The following is a 14,139-nucleotide window of genomic DNA, read 5'->3' on the forward strand; positions in this document are numbered from 1 at the left end:
CCGCGTTACTGCATGGGGATGTCGCCACTGATCACCAGGGCGAAGATGAAGGCGAACACCCCGAAACCCTCGACGATGGCTGCCGGCGCGATGGAGAGCCCGAAGATTTCCGGCTTGCTCTTCGCGCTGTTGATCGCCGAGGCGCAGCAACTGCCCTGGTAGACCGCGCTCAAGAGCAGCGCCACTCCGGCCAGGAGGCCCACGGAAAACAGCCCCGCCGAGGTGGCCTCGGTGACCGGGCGTTGCAGGCTGAACATCACCACGATGCCGTAGATGCTCTGGGAGGAGGGCATTGCCGAGAGCCCGATGAAGCGTCCGTGACCGGTCTCGGTCTCGAGCAGGGCGCCGATGGCCGCCTGGCCGGCGATGGCGCAGCCGATGATGCTGCCGATGGCGCCCAGGGCCATGGGCCCGTACAGGCCTGCCCAACCCAGGGCGATGATCAGTTGCTCCATGGCGTGGTCTCCGTTGTCGCGAATGCCGTGAAGGGGTACCCCTCGTCCGAGATACCCCAGTGATAGAACTCGATGAGATTGAGCCGCAGTCCGTGCACCACGCCGCTGACCACCGCCAGCACGAAGTTCAGCGCGTGGCCGGCGATCAGGATCAAGGCGTAGAGCAGGATGCCCAGGCTCGGAAAGGCCGCCGCCGCGTCCGCGGCGAGCTGGTTGAAGGTGACCGCCAGCGACGCGCTGGCGAGCCCCAAGGCGAACAGGCGCAGATAGCTCAGGACGTCGCCGAAGGCGCGGGTCACGTCGGTGAGGGCATAGAGGCCGCCGCCGGCGCGCTTGAGCAGATCCAGCGGCCCGCGCACCGGACGGGTGTCGGAGAAGGCGGCGACGCCCGCCAGCCCCAGGGCGAGGGCGGCTCCGCCGCCGGTGATGCCGTAATAGAGCATCACGCCGGCCAGCAGGGCGACAATCCAGCCCAGCGGCGCCAGCATCGCGGTCCGCCCGCGCCGATGCCAGGCGACGGTGGCATTGGCGACGACCAGATGCGCCAGGCCGATGCCTATTGCCAAGCGCATCATCTGGTCGAAGTCGTTGACGTCGAACAGCTTGAGCCGCGCGAGCCAGGCGTCCGGTGGCGGGTTCCAGCCGAAATAGCCGCCGGCGAGCACGCCGTAGGCGAAGGCACAGCCCACCAGGGCGAAGCCCAGGTTGCGCACGCGCGTGCCAGCGCGGCTGCGCGCAAGACGCTTTGAGAAGAACAGCACCGCGCCGAGCAGCAGCAGCGCATAGCCGGCGTCGGCGAGGATCATGGCGAAGAATACCGCAAAGGAGAAGAAGATCACCCGGGACGGATCCCAGTTGCGGTAGCCGGGCATCTGGTAGAAGTGCACTATCTCCGCGCCGCCGGCGGTGCGCTCATCGTTGTCGAGCAGTGTCGGCGGCTGGTCCTCGGGAGCCACCGGCTCGTCGAGCAGGGCGAGCCCTCGCCGCTCGGCGAGGCGTCGAGCGTCCTCGATCGCCCTTTCGGGCACCCAGCCCTGCACGGCGAAGATCGCCTCGCTGTCGCGGGTGAGGCACTGCGCCTGATCCAGGCTCGCCGCATCCTCCGCCCGGGCCTGATGGCGATGCAACAGATGAATCCAGCGGGTCAGTGCCTCGCGCTCGGCGACCCGCTCGTCGAGGCGCACCACCAGGCGCTGTAGCTCCTCGCGCAGGCGCCGGCGCGGCACGCTGCCGGTATGGGTGCGCGGCACCGGCAGGGTGTTCACCGCGGGTTCCTCCCGAGCGATCACCGCGATGTAGCGGTTGCGGTTGTCGCGATGCACCTCCTGCCAGGGCAGGGCGACATCCCCAAGCTGGCGCGCCTTGTAGTGGGGCACCTCGTAGAACCATAGCCGATGGTCGGCCAGGCTCTCCAGAGGCGGGAACTCGAAATCACCCCAGGGCTCGAGATCCTCGAGACGCCGTCGGGTAAAGTCGATGCTGTCCTCCAGATCCCGGGTTCGGCGCTGGTTCTCCAGGGCGCGCATGACGATGGCCTGATGGTCGAAGTCGGGGTCGCTGGGCACCTGATGGCGCTTGACGGGACAGTCGAGCAGGTATGCCAGCGCCTTGCGGGTGTCGCTGGCCACCCCTCCGGCGGGGGCATCCGGCTTTTTCGACCTCAGGTCGATCAGGTGCATGACGCCGAGTCGCTGCAGATCGCGCAGCGTGTCCTGCTTGCCGCCGCGACGGCCCAGCAGCGTCACCCGGCGCAGTGCCACGATACTCATGGACTCGCTCCCTGAGTCTGCTTGCGCTTGGCGAGCTTGGCACGTACCACCGCGGAGCGTTCGCCGTCGGCGAGATGAATACGGATGCGGCGAATATTTTCCCGGGTGCGCGGAATCAATACCTTGTCGAACAGGTTGACCCGCTGGGTGACTCGCTTGACCGCTCGCTCCAGGCGCCGCAGCCGTTCCCGCTCCACCTGCAGACGCACCGTTAACGCCAGGGCGTCGCGCAGGGCCTCGCGATAGCGATCCAGCCAGTGGGGCGTGGTCAGCGTCGAATACTCGGCGACGTCGATATCGACGTTCTCGAGGATCGGCAGGTGCACGCCGAGCAGGTTATGTTCGCGTAACTGTACCCGGGTCACTCGGGCCAGATCGTGAAACTCCAGGGTATCATCACCGGCCATGGGCAACCGGTCGCGCACCCCGACCACCAGGGCGTCCAGCTCGGCCTCGCTTGCATACAGTGTTTCCCGGGCATGCAAACGCTCGCTGATCAGCTGGCGGCGCTTGAGGTCCAGGGACGGCAGCAGCCGCCGAAACTGCTTGAGTCGAGACTGCTCCCGGTGCAGGGCCGTCTTGTTGAGTGAGAGTCGTGCCACCTTGGTTCCTTACCCCCTGATTGCCCTATCCTGCGGCGTTCTGATCTTCGATCGGCGCTTCAGTCAGCATTCACACCATCGGCTTGCGAGGCAGCCCGGGTGTCCCCGGCGGGCTCCTGCTTCTTGGCGGGAAAGTACTTGTCGATCAGGTGTTGTTTCATGATCAGCTCCCGGGGTTCGAAGCACTCGGCCAGGGTCTCCCAGGCGAGGTCCAGGGCGCGTTCCAGGGGCAGGGAGACGGCCACATCCATGAAGCGCGTCTCGAACAGTTCACCGAAGCGCAGCAGCCGCTCGTCGAAGGCGGAGAGTTCGAAGGCCATGGCGCGTTTCTGCTGGGCGTCCTGGGCACCGGCATAGAGGCGGATCATGGTGTTCATCAGCGCACCGTGGTCCTCCCGGGTGCTCGCGCCGATCACGTGCTGCTTGAGCCGCGACAGGGAGCCGAAGGGGTCGATCCGGTCGTCGCGCAGATAGAACTGGCCTTCGGTAATGTAGCCGGTGTTGTCCGGCACCGGATGGGTGATGTCATCACCGGGCATGGTGGTAACGCTGAGCACCGTCACCGAGCCGGCGCCGTGGAAGTCGCAGGCCTTCTCGTAGCGCCGTGCCAGCTGGGAGTAGAGATCTCCCATGTGGCCGCGATTGGACGGCACCCGCTCCATGCTGATGCCCACCTCCTTCAGGGCGTCGGCGTAGGCGGTCATGTCGGTGAGCAGCACCAGCACCCGCTTGCCTTCCTCCACGGCGAAGCGCTCTGCTACCGCCAGGGCCATGTCCGGTACCAGCAGGCGCTCCACTACCGAGTCCGAGGCCAGATTGGTGAACATCACCGTATGGGCGAATACCCCGGCGTCGAGGAAGCGTTGCCGGAAGTAGTGGTAATCATCGAAGATCAGCCCCATGCCGCCAAACACCACCACGTCGGCATCGGCGTGGATGGCGATGCGTGCCAAGAGGGCGTTGTAGGGCTCGCCGGCCACCGAGAAGATGGGGATCTTCTGGCTTTCCACCAGGGTGTTGAAGACGTCGATCATCGGCACGTCGGTGCGGATCATGCGGCTGGGCATCACTCGGCGCATGGGGTTCACCGAGGGCCCGCCGATCTCCACACGGCGATCTTCATCCAGGGACGGGCCACGGTCCATGGGCTCGCCCAGGCTGTTGAAGGCGCGCCCCAGCACGTTCTGGGAACAGGTGACCTGCATGGGGTGGCCGAGGAAACGGATCGACGCCCGGGTGGTCAACCCGGCGGTGCCGCCGAAGACCTGCAGCGAGACCACGTCGTCATCGATGCGGATCACCTGGGCTAGCACCGTCTCGCCATCGGCCTTGCTCAGGCTGGCGAGGTCGCGGAAACGTGCCGGCGAGGCTTGATTTCCCTCACCGTGGGGGATACGCACACGGACGATGCCGCCGACGATGCTGAGGATGTTGCGATAGTGACTGAGGGATTGTGGCATGCCGAGTCGCTGCCTCCACACCGGGGAAGGAGTTGTCACGGCGCGACTCACATGACGCTGCCGGGGACAACGCAAAATTCGTCGAGGGGAAGGCGCGGTGCTTGGATCACGATTATCTTGTGATATTACACACGAGCATGCCCCTCGGCTCGCTAGAGTGTCAAACAGGAGTGGTCAATGAACGTCCTCACGATAGCGCTCCTCATGACCGGTCGGTGTCGCCCATGCACTATGCAGTGGATATGGCGTTACTCCCCGCCCGGTATGCTCCAGAATCATCTTGTCGGCCGTATATGAGCGGCCTTGATACGGGCATGCACGGGCATGCGGAGCATGAGATTTATGCGACATAATGTTGGCGGGCTAGGCTTTAGCGAACACGCGTGTGCCCGCTCTTCCCTCGAGGATGTCAAGCGTATCGACCAGCCGGCCAATGCCGCTGACTCCCCCCGTTTTGGCGAAGTCACTGGCGGCCGCGAGCTTAGGGCCCATGGAGCCGGGGGGCATGTCCAGTTCGCGGGCTTCGGCAACCGTCAGCGTCTGAATCGGTGCGGCCGTATCCGTACCAAAGTCGTGGTACACCGCATCCACATCGGTCAGCAGCAACAACGCATCGGCGTCAAGTTGGCGCGCCAGTAGGGCGCTGGCGGCGTCCTTGTCGATTACCGCTTCTACCCCGGTCATGCTGCCGTCGTGGCGGCGCAGGACTGGAATACCGCCACCGCCGGTGCAGATGACAATTACCCCCTGGTCCAGCAGCAGCTTCAGCACGCGCAAGTCGGGAATTTCCCGGGGAGCCGGTGATGGAACCACCCGGCGCCACTTGTCACCGTCTGCGGCAATCTTCCAGCCGTCTGCGGCGGCGCGAGACTGGGCTTCTGCCTTGTCATAGACCGGGCCGATAAACTTGGTCGGGTTGGCAAACGCCGGGTCGTTCCGATCGACAACGATCTGGGTGAGTAGTGTCGCCACTGGGTAGTCATGGTCGAGGGCATTCTCCAGTTCCTGTTCGATCAGGTAACCGATCATGCCTCCGGTTTCCGCGCCCAGAACATCCAGTGGATAGGCCTCTTCCGGCTTGTAGGCCGCGCCCTGCAGCGCCAGCAAGCCCACCTGGGGGCCATTGCCATGGGTGACGACCAGTTGATGTCCGGCACGCACGAGTTCTGCCAGCGACTTCGCCGCGACCCGGATATTGTTGCGCTGGGTATCAGCCGTCAGCGGTTCGCCGCGTTTCAATAGGGCGTTGCCGCCCAGCGCTACAACGATCAGCATAGTGTACGTCCTTTATCGACGGTCAGCGTCAGGGTCAGGCACCCAGCGTCGCTACCAGCACTGCCTTGATGGTATGCAGGCGATTCTCCGCCTGATCGAAGACAATTGATGCCGGGCTCTCGAACACTTCCTCGGTCACCTCCATGGCATCGATGCCGAATTCGGCCTGAATTTCCTTGCCCAGGGTTGTCTCCGCATTGTGAAAGGCCGGCAGACAATGCATGAAGCGGGCTCGGGGGTTGCCCGTTTTTTCCATGACCTTCGCCGTCACCTGATAAGGCATCAGCAGCTTGATTCGCTCGGCCCATTGCTCCCTGGATTCGCCCATGGATACCCAGACATCGGTGTAGATGAAGTCAACCCCGGCGACGGCCGCCTCCACATCGTCGGTAATGGTAATGCGGGCACCGGTTTCCCGGGCAGTGGCCTGAGCCTCATCTTGTATCGCCTTGCTGGGCCAGAGCGCGCGGGGAGCACACAGACGCACGTCCATGCCCATCTTGGATCCACCGATCAGCAGGCTGTCGCCCATATTGTTGGCGGCATCGCCGAGAAAGGCATAGGCGACCTCATGCAACGGCTTTTCAACATGTTCCTGCATGGTAAGAAAGTCGGCGAGAATCTGGGTCGGGTGAAATTCATCGGTCAAGCCGTTATAGATCGGCACTCCGGCATGGGTAGCCAGCTCTTCGACAACCGTCTGGCCGAAGCCGCGATACTCGATGGCGTCATATATCCGGCCCAGTACTCGAGCGGTATCCTTCACCGACTCCTTGTGGCCAAGGTGAGTGCCTGAAGGCCCAAGGTAGGTGACCCTGGCATCCTGATCGTAGGCGGCTACCTCGAAGCCGACCCGGGTACGGGTAGAATCCTTCTCGAAGATCAGCGCAATTTTCTTGCCGCTAAGCTGTGGTACCTCGTTACCGGCATACTTGGCAGTTTTCAGATCCTTCGCCAGTTTCAGCAGGAAACTGATCTCGCGCGGCGAGAAGTCGCGCAGGGTCAGAAAATGACGATTCTTGAGGTTGAATGCCATGATTCTTTTCCTTTTCGTCAGGCCGGATCACGCATGGTAGGGCAGCTCATGCAGCGTCCGCCGCCGCGGCCCCGGCCCAGCTCGGCTCCGGGAATGGCCAGCACCTCGACGCCCGCCGCTTCCAGGGCCGCATTGGTATCAACGTTGCGGTCGTAGCCAATCACCACGCCAGGGCTCAGCGTCAGCACGTTGTTGCCGTCGTTCCACTGTTCGCGCTCCCGGTCTGCCGGATTCTCGCCACCGGTCGGCACGACCTCCAGTGCCTTATAGCCAAGAGCCTCTGCCACTACATCGAACATCGGCCGCGGATCCTGGCGGAAGGTCAGATGCTGCTTGCCTTCGCCGGGGCGCAGGTCATAGCAGACCATTTCATCCGCCACCTCCTTGAAGGCGGTGACAACGTTGTCGCCACAGAAGGTGAAGATGGTATCCAGATGCATGGCCGCCCGAGATTTCGGGATCTGGCAGGCGATGACGCGTTCCGCCGTGCCCTTTTCAAACAGGGCGTTGGCCAGTTGCCCAACAGCCTGTGGCGACGAGCGTTCCCCCATGCCCACCAGCACCAGGCCGTTGCCCACCGGCATGATATCGCCGCCTTCCAGGGTGGCCAGGCCATGATCCTGGAGCGGGTCGCCCCACACAACGTCGACCTTGCCGGCAAATGTCGGATGGAATCGGTAAACAGCTGCCATCAGCAGCGTCTCGGGTTTTCGGGCTGCCCAGTACATGGGGTTAAGGGTCACGCCGTCGTAGATCCAGGCGCTGTTATCTCGGGTGAAGAGATAGTTGGGCAACGGCGGCAGTACAAAACCGTAGTGTCCCAGGTGATTGCCGAAAAGCCCGGTCGGGTCAAATGGCAGGTCGGCCACTACGAGTCCACCGATGAGGTATTCCGCCAGCCTTTCCCCGGGAAGCTCGTCCATCCAGGCGCGCAGGTCGGAAATCATGCCGACGCCGATTTCGTTCCAGGTAATCCGATGATCCAGGATCCATTTGCGAGCCTCGGCAATGTCCAGCGTCTCCGCCAGCAGCTCATTCATGTCCAGTACTTCGACGCCCTGAGCGCGCATCAGCCTGGAAAAGATATCGTGATCTTCCTGAGCCTGCTTGACCCAGAATACGTCATCAAACAGTAGCGCATCGCAGTTGGACGGAGTGAGTCGCTTATGGGCCAGCCCCGGGCGGCATACGATAACCTGGCGGAGAACTCCGGTTTCGGAATGTACGCCCAGTGTTTGTTCAGACATGCTTTATCTCCTCATGATGGGCTGCATCAGATAAGCGTGGCTACGCTGATGGCGGCTGTAATGAAAACGGTAAGAATCAGCAGCAACGGCCAGATAAACGCGATCCAGCGGTCATAGGATATGCGGCCAATCGCCAGCCCGCCGACCACGACCGCAAAGGTGGGATTGATCAGATTGACCAGGCCATTGGCGGACTGGTAGGCCGTGACGACCAGGTCACGCCCGACATTGGCGAAGTCTGCCAGTGGCGCGAGAATTGGCATGGACAGTACCGCAAGGCCAGAGGATGACGGTACAAAGAAGCTCATCCCCACTTCGATCCAGAACATTAGATTGATAAAACCGACTTCTGGAAGGCCACTCAATGACATCTCGGCGCTATGCAGGATGGTGTCGGCAATCATGCCCTGGTCCATGATTACCACGATGCCTCGGGCCAGGCCGACGACCAGTGCCACGCCCAGCAGGTCGCGGGCGCCATCGACAAAGCTGCCGGTGAGCTTCTTCTCACCCAGGCGGGCAATGATGCCGATCACAATGGCGGCACCCATGAATAGCGCGCCCATGCGAGCCATCCACCAGTCCTGGGAGGAAACGCCCCAGATCATGACGACGAAAACCAAAGCGAAAATTACCAGGGCGACGATCTGGGTCTTGTTGAGGGTCGCATCATGAACCCCTTCTTCCCTGTCACCCAGGAAGAACCGGCGCTGGGCCTTCCGTTGCTTGGCCACGACAGAGCGCGACGGATCTGCCTTGACCCGCTTGGCGTAGTGCATGACGTAGGCTGAGCAAATCAACAGGCCGCCAATCAGCAGGATGAAGCGCAGCACGATGCCGTCGGTAAACGGAATATCGGCGGCGTTCGAGGCGATGACGGTGGCGAAAGGATTAATGGTGGAGCCAAGTACCCCGATGCCGGCGCCGATCAGAATAATGGCGACCCCGGTAATACTGTCGTAACCGGCCGCCATCATTACGGGAATCAAGATCGCGTAGAAGGCCAGCGTTTCCTCGGCCATGCCATAGGTCGTGCCGCCCACGGCAAACAGCGTCATCAGGATCGGGATCATCCAGATCTCGTGGCCCTCCAGATGGCGCATGGCGCTGCGTATGCCGGTATCGATGGCGCCGGTAGCGTTCATCACTCCTAGAAAGCCCCCCAGGAACAGAACAAACAGGGCGACATCGATGGCGTTGGCGATATAGCTGTTCGGGTCGTAGAAACCCGTGGTAGGCGCCAGCATGATATCGACAAAGCCCTGCGGATTGGAGTCGACCATTTGATAGGTGCCGGGTACGGCTACCTCTCGCCCGACCTCTTCGTTCATGGCGCGATCGTATTGACCCGCCGGGATTATCCAGGTCAGAGCCGCGACCAGTATGATAAGGATAAAGAGGATGGTGTAAGCAGTAGGAAATCGCGAAGCAAGAGCGTTTTCCGAAACTGCCGAGTGTTTTTTATCATCTGCATCATCAGTCATGATACCTCCCCTACCCTTAGCCAAATATTCAACGCAAGGATTAGAAAATTTCGGAACTTTCGAGTTTGTCCGGAAGCTTGCCTTTCTTCATGCAACGCCAGTCTAGATTGACATGTTTGCTTTGGATCTTTTTGATTTATATCAAGCAATGGCTATTGTTTTCATGATTTATAATAAGTATGTATTTGGCTTTATTAAGGAGTCGAATGCTGGCTTCTGATCCGTCTTTGAAGGGATACACAGGCGAGATTCAATGAACGTCCTCACGATAGCGCCCCGGGCCTCGAGCGTTGCCACATCCATGTCCAGCGGCGCGATCACCTCATTCAGCGTTGCCATGACGCTGGTCGCCATGCTCCGCTTGCCGAAGACCGAGGGTCGTGCGCCACTCTCGGTCAGTCGGCGCGGTTCCGCGCCATCCCCGACAATCTTGTCCAGCACGTCGACAACTTCACTACTGGACGGTGCGAGAGTAGCCTCAATGGGAATGTCATCGGTGGTGCCGAGCCATGTAGCCGGCGCCAGTAACCGTCGCTTTCGTGGCTGGCGCTCTTAATCCGTATCCGGGCACTTCCCCTTGACGCCTGCGCATCCTCGACTAGCTTTAAATGTGTATCTTCATAGCATCTTTTTGCTGGCCAACGAGCCAGCACCAGAGACCAAACAGGAGGCGGCATGCTTGCTTTCCATCAGTCACACCCGCCCGGAATCCGCTTTGTCGCTGGCCTCTTGCTAGCGACGTTGGTGGTGGTGGTCGGCACTGCCGCAGCGGATAGTCACGAGGCGACGTCGAACGACGCTACCTGGCTGCCCAGCCTGATCACCGAGACGCCCCAGGAAGGCTTTGCGCTGGCGGTGACGCTGTCCCAGAAGGGCGTGGCGACCACTCAACCCGATGCCGAGGTGCGCAAGGAGCAGCGGCCCGAGTATGCCGAGGACCCGGACAGCCTGATTGCCGTCTCCCACGTTATCGCCACTCACTTTCAGACCGTCGCCGCGGCCAACGATTACTGGCGAGACGAGTAGCCGCCCCGGCTGGCCCCGTCAGCGACGAGGCGACAGGAGATTCCCATGATTAAGGTGCGGCTCTATCGCTACCACCCCGAAGAAGATGCGTTACCGCAGATGGAAACCTACGAGGTGGAGGCGCGCTTTCGCAAGGCCATGGTGCTCGACGTGCTCGAGCACCTGAAACAGCAGGACGCGACCCTGACCTACCGGCGCTCCTGCCGCGAGGGGGTATGCGGCTCCGACGGCATGAGCATTAACGGCAAGAACGGCCTGGCCTGCGTCACCTCGGTGGAGGAGGTGCTGGGCGGTGACAACACCCTGACCCTGCGCCCGCTGCCCGGCATGCCGGTCATCCGCGACCTGGTCGTCGACCAGACGCTGTTCTTCCGCCAGTTCGAGAAGATCCGGCCCTGGCTGATCAATGATTCGGCGCCGACCGCTCGGGAGCGTTTGCAGAGCCCCGAAGAGCGCGAGAAGCTCGACGGCCTCTACGAATGCATCCTGTGTGCCTGCTGCAGCTCGGCCTGTCCCTCCTGGTGGTGGAACCCGGACAAGTACATCGGCCCCGCCGGCCTGATTCAGGCCTATCGCTTCTTGATCGACAGCCGTGATACCGCCACCGATGAGCGGCTGGCCGAACTCGATGATCCCTTCAGCGTCTTCCGCTGTCGGCAGATCGCCAACTGCACCTGGGTATGCCCCAAGGGGCTCAATCCGATGCGCGCCATCGGCCAGATCAAGGCGATGCTGCTGAAGCGAGGCTGCTGACAACCCATCCGTGGACGGAGGCGAGGCCATGGCGTTTCGTCAGGTGAAGGACCTGCTGGAGTGGATTCATGATTTCCACCGGCAACTGGGCGACCAGTACACCCGGCTGGCCGAGACGGCCCCGGATGAGCGCATGCAGATGGCGCTGGTGTTCCTGGCCGATCGCGAGAGTCGCCTGCGCGACGGCATGGCGGCCTATCTGGAAGATGCCGACGATGCACTCCTGACCACCTGGCTGATCGACAGCCAGGAATTCGGGCATCCCAGCGTATTGAGACGAATCCCGCCCTGTCTCGGCTGCCATGATGTCCAGGATATCCTGGCTAACGTGATGAGCGCCCACCAGACGCTGAAGGACATGTATCGGCTACGCAGCGAGCTGGCGTCGATCCCCGAGGAGGCCGAGCTGTTTCACCAGCTGGCCGAGGCACAGGAGGCCGAGGCCAGGCTGCAGACCCGGGACCTGGCCCGCCTCGACATATACTGACGCGGAACTTCGATGATAACGACGACGCCCCGGCCAGGCCGGGGCGTCGTCGTGTCGCTGTCAGGTGGTCGCGCTGGCCTCAGGCCACGCCAAGCGGCCGTGAGGGGCCGAAGTGTTCGTAGTGACGCCGCTCGTCGGGGACCCCGAGCTCGGCCAGCGCCCCGTCGATGGCGGTCATGAAGCCCTGGGGACCGACGAAGTAACAACGGCCGCCCTCGGGTAGGTAGCTGGCCAGCAGGTCGCGATCGATGCGGCCGATGTGGTCGCCGGCATTGCCCGACTCATGGATGCTGACGGCATGCAGCCGCTCGGGGTGCTCCGCGGTCAGGGCCGCCACCTGGTCACGGAAGGCATGGTGCTCGGCATCCAGGGCGGCGTGCAGGTAGACCACCCGCCGGCCCTGGCGAAGGGCATGGCAGGCCATGGGCAGGAGCGGGGTCTGTCCGACGCCACCACTGGCCAGCAGCAGGGGCTCGTTGCCCTCGATCAGGGTCAGCCCACCGGCCGGCGGCAGTAGCGCCAGGGTGTCACCCACGCTCATGGCGTCATGCAGGTGGCGGCTGACACGGCCCCGGGACTCGCGTTTGACCGAGATCTGGTAGCTCTGGCCGTTGGGCAGGGCCGACAGGCTGTAGTGCCGGTAGACCGGCTCATCGCCCAGGGTCAGCTTCACGCCGATGTACTGGCCCGGCAGATGCTCGGCCACCGGCCCGCCGTCTACCGGCTCGAGCACGAAGGAGCGAATCACCGCACTCTCCTGGCGAATGGCGGCGATGCGGAATTCGCGGGGCCCTCGCCAGCCGCCGGGGTACTGCTCGAACTCCCGGTAGCGATACTCCTCCTGCTCGATGAGCAGGCCGGCCAGTTCCTCGTAGACGTTCTGCCAGGCGGCGGCGATCTCCGGCGTCACGGCATCGCCCAGCACCTCACCGATAGCGGCCATGAGGCATTCGCCCACCAGGGGGTAGTGTTCGGGGCGGATGTCCAGGGAGATATGCTTGTCGACTACCCCGGCCAGCGTCTCGCGTACCTTGTTCCGATCATGACGCAGCTGCACATAGGCCAGCACGGCGGCGGCCAGTGCCCGCGGCTGGCCGCCATCGACCTGGTGGGCCTGGTTGAACAGCGGTTTCACCTGTGGATAGCGCTGGAACAGCAGCGGGTAGAAGCGTTGGGTGATGGCGTCGAGGTGCTCGGCCACCACCGGAGCGGTGGTGGCGATCAGGTGTTCCTGTTCCTGGCTCAGCATCGAGGGGCTCCGTATCGGGGAAGGGAGACTTTAAAGAGCATCTAAAATACATCTTATTTCCCCGTGAAGCTATCCTGCGACGCTGGGTCGCAGCCAGGCTCCGGGCTCAGTAGGCCCAGACGATGGCCATCAACAGGCCCCAGGCCAGCACGCCGGCGGCCATGATGGTGTAGGCGGCCGACATGGTATTGATGTCGTTATCGCTGCGTTCGCACAGCGCCTGGAGGCCGTGATAGACGAGGCTGCAGGAGATGCCCAGGGCCACCAGCACCGCCAGGGCATTGAGCAGCAGGCTGGGAATCAGCAGCACGATGGCCGATGACCACAGCGGCAGCGGGGCCAGGGCCGCCAGCAGGTAGGCATCGTGATAATCGATGGAGAGCTCGCGGGTACCGTTGACGACGGCCTGGATCAGCCAGCCCATCACGAAGAACGTCAACAGCTCGGCCAGGAACAGGATGGTGGTGATAAAGCGCCACTCTCTATCGGCGAAGCCCATGACGAAGCCATCGCCGTAGTGGGTACCGGCGTAGTAGAGCAGCACCGGTGGCAGCAGCGACATGGGCAGCACCAGGCACCAGGCCAGGGTCGGAATCGACGGCTTGCGACCTTGCAGCGTCTTCCAGCCCGCCTGGCGGGTGAAGGGCAGTTGAATCACGGTCAGCGGGTTCATGGCGGTATCCTCGTGGGTAGAAAAGTATCACTTTGTGATATTATTGCTTAACCTTTAGGCAGCAACCCCTCTGCTGTCAAGCGGTAAAGAGATTGTCCATGTATACGCAGGATACCCTTCATGAGCGATGACGCCCTTACCAAGCAGGATTTTCAGCGCCTGTCTCATTTTCGTTATCAGCTGCGCTGCTTCCTGCGCCAGAGCGAGGATATCTGTCGTGAACACGGCCTGACGTCGCTGCAGTACCAGCTGCTGCTTCATCTGTTGGGATTCGAGCGGCGTGAATGGGCATCCATCGGCGAGCTGGCGGAACGGCTGCAGGCCAAGCACCACGGCACGGTGGCGCTGGTCGATCGCTGCGAGCAGCTGGGCCTGGTGGTGCGCCGCGCGAGCCGCGGCGACCGTCGGCGCATCGAGGTCCATCTGTCGCCTCGAGGCGCCGAGCTGGCCGGTCGAATCGCCGAGCTGCATCAACCGGAGCTGCGCCACCTCCAGGAAGAGTTTCATCTGCCGGGCTGGGTCGAACCGTCTTGAACCGGGAGGGGACCGGCTGACCTGAGTCAATGCGCATCGGGGCGACTTCTGGTCTCCTGATTGCGTTTCTCACCCCATGCGAGGAGACG

Annotated in this window: 14 protein-coding genes; 4 read left to right on the forward strand and 10 right to left on the reverse strand. The window is 62.6% G+C overall.

Translation table 11 applies throughout. The features are described 5' to 3' along the window. Positions 1–5: 5 nt before the first annotated feature. From Q358_RS0102610 to Q358_RS0102645, 8 genes are all read right to left on the reverse strand, one after another. A complete protein-coding gene (locus Q358_RS0102610) occupies positions 6–455 on the reverse strand; it encodes an ATP synthase subunit C (protein WP_027960618.1) in 450 nt (149 codons plus the stop codon). Further along, positions 443–2,224 carry a V-type ATP synthase subunit I gene (locus Q358_RS0102615; protein ID WP_027960619.1) on the reverse strand — a complete coding sequence of 594 codons (1,782 nt, stop codon included), beginning with the start codon at positions 2,222–2,224 and terminating at the stop codon, positions 443–445. The genes Q358_RS0102610 and Q358_RS0102615 overlap by 13 nt, the downstream gene beginning before the upstream one ends. Next, complete coding sequence (locus Q358_RS0102620) at positions 2,221–2,826, reverse strand: V-type ATP synthase subunit D (protein ID WP_027960620.1); 606 nt, start codon at positions 2,824–2,826, stop codon at positions 2,221–2,223. The genes Q358_RS0102615 and Q358_RS0102620 overlap by 4 nt, the downstream gene beginning before the upstream one ends. A 59-nt stretch (positions 2,827–2,885) precedes the next feature. After that, a complete protein-coding gene (locus tag Q358_RS0102625; protein WP_027960621.1) occupies positions 2,886–4,286 on the reverse strand; it encodes a V-type ATP synthase subunit B in 1,401 nt (466 codons plus the stop codon). Between the two features lie 363 nt (positions 4,287–4,649). Further along, positions 4,650–5,561 carry a carbamate kinase gene (gene arcC, locus Q358_RS0102630; RefSeq protein WP_027960622.1) on the reverse strand — a complete coding sequence of 304 codons (912 nt, stop codon included), beginning with the start codon at positions 5,559–5,561 and terminating at the stop codon, positions 4,650–4,652. Positions 5,562–5,595: 34 nt separating this feature from the next. Then, complete coding sequence (argF, locus tag Q358_RS0102635; RefSeq protein WP_027960623.1) at positions 5,596–6,597, reverse strand: ornithine carbamoyltransferase; 1,002 nt, start codon at positions 6,595–6,597, stop codon at positions 5,596–5,598. Positions 6,598–6,614: 17 nt separating this feature from the next. Further along, entirely contained in the window at positions 6,615–7,844 is a 1,230-nt protein-coding gene (locus tag Q358_RS0102640) for an arginine deiminase (RefSeq protein WP_027960624.1), read from the reverse strand. Between the two features lie 26 nt (positions 7,845–7,870). After that, a complete protein-coding gene (locus tag Q358_RS0102645) occupies positions 7,871–9,328 on the reverse strand; it encodes a YfcC family protein (protein WP_043487528.1) in 1,458 nt (485 codons plus the stop codon). Positions 9,329–10,003: 675 nt separating this feature from the next. On the opposite strand from Q358_RS0102645, the gene Q358_RS0102655 reads away from it, so the two are divergent. From Q358_RS0102655 to Q358_RS0102665, 3 genes are read left to right on the forward strand one after another with little or no spacing between them, the layout of a single operon-like run. After that, positions 10,004–10,354: a hexameric tyrosine-coordinated heme protein gene (locus tag Q358_RS0102655; protein ID WP_084286418.1), complete on the forward strand. Its 351-nt coding sequence runs from the start codon at positions 10,004–10,006 to the stop codon at positions 10,352–10,354. 48 nt (positions 10,355–10,402) lie between these two features. Then, positions 10,403–11,107 carry a succinate dehydrogenase iron-sulfur subunit gene (locus Q358_RS0102660; protein ID WP_281172956.1) on the forward strand — a complete coding sequence of 235 codons (705 nt, stop codon included), beginning with the start codon at positions 10,403–10,405 and terminating at the stop codon, positions 11,105–11,107. 28 nt (positions 11,108–11,135) lie between these two features. After that, positions 11,136–11,594 carry a hypothetical protein gene (locus Q358_RS0102665; protein ID WP_027960629.1) on the forward strand — a complete coding sequence of 153 codons (459 nt, stop codon included), beginning with the start codon at positions 11,136–11,138 and terminating at the stop codon, positions 11,592–11,594. 79 nt (positions 11,595–11,673) lie between these two features. Here Q358_RS0102665 and Q358_RS0102670 read toward each other — a convergent pair whose 3' ends face one another. Together Q358_RS0102670 and Q358_RS0102675 are read right to left on the reverse strand one after the other, a co-directional pair. Then, positions 11,674–12,843 carry a globin domain-containing protein gene (locus tag Q358_RS0102670; protein WP_027960630.1) on the reverse strand — a complete coding sequence of 390 codons (1,170 nt, stop codon included), beginning with the start codon at positions 12,841–12,843 and terminating at the stop codon, positions 11,674–11,676. Positions 12,844–12,949: 106 nt separating this feature from the next. After that, positions 12,950–13,516: a YIP1 family protein gene (locus Q358_RS0102675; RefSeq protein WP_027960631.1), complete on the reverse strand. Its 567-nt coding sequence runs from the start codon at positions 13,514–13,516 to the stop codon at positions 12,950–12,952. Between the two features lie 120 nt (positions 13,517–13,636). On the opposite strand from Q358_RS0102675, the gene Q358_RS0102680 reads away from it, so the two are divergent. Continuing rightward, positions 13,637–14,050 carry a MarR family winged helix-turn-helix transcriptional regulator gene (locus Q358_RS0102680; protein WP_027960632.1) on the forward strand — a complete coding sequence of 138 codons (414 nt, stop codon included), beginning with the start codon at positions 13,637–13,639 and terminating at the stop codon, positions 14,048–14,050. The last annotated feature ends 89 nt before the right edge of the window (positions 14,051–14,139 follow it).

Origin of the sequence: Halomonas halodenitrificans DSM 735, from assembly GCF_000620045.1 — a bacterium.
Classification (GTDB): domain Bacteria; phylum Pseudomonadota; class Gammaproteobacteria; order Pseudomonadales; family Halomonadaceae; genus Halomonas; species Halomonas halodenitrificans.